This is a genomic window from Caldicellulosiruptor sp. F32 (genome assembly GCF_000404025.1).
In the GTDB taxonomy this organism is placed as follows: Bacteria; Bacillota; Thermoanaerobacteria; order Caldicellulosiruptorales; family Caldicellulosiruptoraceae; genus Caldicellulosiruptor; species Caldicellulosiruptor saccharolyticus.
Map to the genome: position 1 here is coordinate 1 of NZ_APGP01000080.1, position 1,995 is coordinate 1,995.

Below are 1,995 nucleotides of genomic sequence, written 5' to 3' on the forward strand. Positions count from 1 at the left end.
AATAACTTCGGGGTATGATGCAGGAAAGCCTGCTTTTGAACCGAATGAATTTCTTGCCGAGGCAACAATGATTATTCCATGTTTTGTTGCTTTTAAAACAGCTTTTCTGAGTTTTGGATTATCAGATGAGGTGGAAAAACTCATGTTAACAATGTTAATCTTGTTTTTTATACAAAAATCAAGAGCACGTACAACGAGATCAACTTTTCCTTCAAGTTTTTTATTTAAGATTTTTAAGATGTAGATTTCAGCTTCAGGTGCAATGCCAACAATACCAAAGTTATTATTTTGAGCTGCGATTATACCAGCGATAAAAGTTCCATGTCCTGTTTCATCCACGGCAGGTTTGTTTGGTTCTATAAAGTTAATAGTTTTGATGATATTTGCATGTTTTAAATCAGGATGGTTCAGGTCAATACCAGAATCCAGAATAGCAATTTTAACATTTTTGCCTCTTGTAAATTTCCATATTTTTGTGATACCAAGTTTCTTGTAGCTCCATGGAATAATTTGCTTTTTATAGACTTGTTGAGGGTTTTGAGTAGAAGGATTATTACTCATGTAGAGGTTGGCAGCAAGTATTGATGATAATATTGCAAAGATAGCGCTTGAGAGTAAAAAAAGCTTTTTGTGTTTGTGCAACAAATTAGAACCTCCTAACAAAATAAATAGGATTAAAGTATTTAAGAGGTGTTAAGTATAGTAATAGTTATCAACTCCTTTCAATGGATAAAATAGCTATAAATACTTATATCAAAAAAAAAAAAAAAAAAACGCAATAGGCAAATTGCATAAATTTTACATCTTCATATAGAAAGTCTAAACAATAGAGTCATACTTTTATACTTGACGTAAAATTTTTGTGGAGTTTAAGATGGGGAAAAGATGCCCCTATTGGTAAAAAAGAAAAAATAGCATAAAATAATCAAGAAAATAGGGAGAATAAGAAGAAAATACAAACCAAAGTAGAGAATAATATAATTGATGAAGTAAATGCCCGCACACTTGTGTCTTCAGATATGAGTAAGGGCATAGCAAAAGGAGAAGGGCAAGAAGTTATTTACTCTTAAAATCCGCTGATGCCAGGTATGACTTTTTGCTGAATAAAGAGTAAAAGATAAAAGCTCATCATTTTGATTGAATTTTTCTTATCTTGTGGTATAATTTTAATATGGTTTTTATGGCTTTTTGCAAGGAAGGTGAACGTATTGAAAGTCTTCTATGTTAAGATTGAATACAAAGATGGAAGAAAAGTAGAAGATATCTTTCTCACAAACGCTAAGGCAAAAGAGATGTGTGATTTGCTTTTGGGTGAGGACAAAGAAGGTTCTATCAAGCTTGTTGAAACAAAGTGCAGGGAAGTTGACCTGTAATTTTTGCAGTCAATACTAAATTTTTAGGAGGTTTTAAAAACAGATGGCAAAGATAGTACTGACCATTTTAGAGCTTCTTTTAGCAATTGCACTTATAATTGTTGTGCTTTTGCAGTCAGGCAAGAGCGCAGGGCTTTCTGGGTCAATTGCAGGTGGTGCTGAGACATTTTTTGGAAAGTACAAGGGAAGAACACTTGATGCTATGCTTGGAAGATACACATGGATAATTGCAGCGGCTTTCTTTGTTGTATCAATACTTTTATTCTTAGTAATAAAGTAAACCTAAGGTTGGTAGCCGACCTTGGGTTTTTATTTTAACCATCATACGTGGTATATTTTTACAATTAAATTACAAAAGAAGGCAGCAACAGTTGAAAATAGTTATGCAAAAGGGTATAATTTTAATTAGGTGATGATAGATGTTATTAAGTATGCAAAAAGTAAAAGAAATATACTCAATCAGTCGAAGGACACTTATAAACTGGGAGAAAGAGGGGTTAATTACCCCTGTTAGAACCCCAAAGGGTAGAAGAAGGTATAAAAAAGAAGACATAGAAAAACTACTGGGTATGATAGAGGAAAAACCAAAACCAACTGTTGTTTTGTATGCAAGGGTATCAAC

General features: G+C 32.9%; 4 protein-coding genes. 3 read left to right on the forward strand and 1 reads right to left on the reverse strand.

Annotated features, from left to right (window positions below; all coding sequences use genetic code 11):
• The coding region (locus H964_RS07360) for a S8 family serine peptidase (protein WP_193353822.1) at positions 1 to 642 on the reverse strand (642 nt) is incomplete at its 3' end.
• A 566-nt stretch (positions 643 to 1,208) separates the two neighbouring features.
• On the opposite strand from H964_RS07360, the gene H964_RS07365 reads away from it, so the two are divergent.
• From H964_RS07365 to H964_RS07375, 3 genes are all read left to right on the forward strand, one after another.
• Positions 1,209 to 1,373, forward strand: a complete 165-nt coding sequence (locus tag H964_RS07365) for a hypothetical protein (protein WP_237738235.1) — start codon at positions 1,209 to 1,211, stop codon at positions 1,371 to 1,373.
• Between the two features lie 43 nt (positions 1,374 to 1,416).
• Positions 1,417 to 1,653 carry a preprotein translocase subunit SecG gene (gene secG, locus H964_RS07370; RefSeq protein WP_039766229.1) on the forward strand — a complete coding sequence of 79 codons (237 nt, stop codon included), beginning with the start codon at positions 1,417 to 1,419 and terminating at the stop codon, positions 1,651 to 1,653.
• 139 nt (positions 1,654 to 1,792) lie between these two features.
• Positions 1,793 to 1,995, forward strand: a 203-nt coding sequence (locus H964_RS07375; protein ID WP_039766231.1) for a MerR family DNA-binding transcriptional regulator, incomplete at its 3' end; no start/stop codon positions are given.

Coding starts and splice junctions, on each gene's coding strand:
- secG (WP_039766229.1), top strand. CDS start 1,417: ATGGCAAAGATAGTACTGACCATTTTAGAGCTTCTTTTAGCAATTGCA.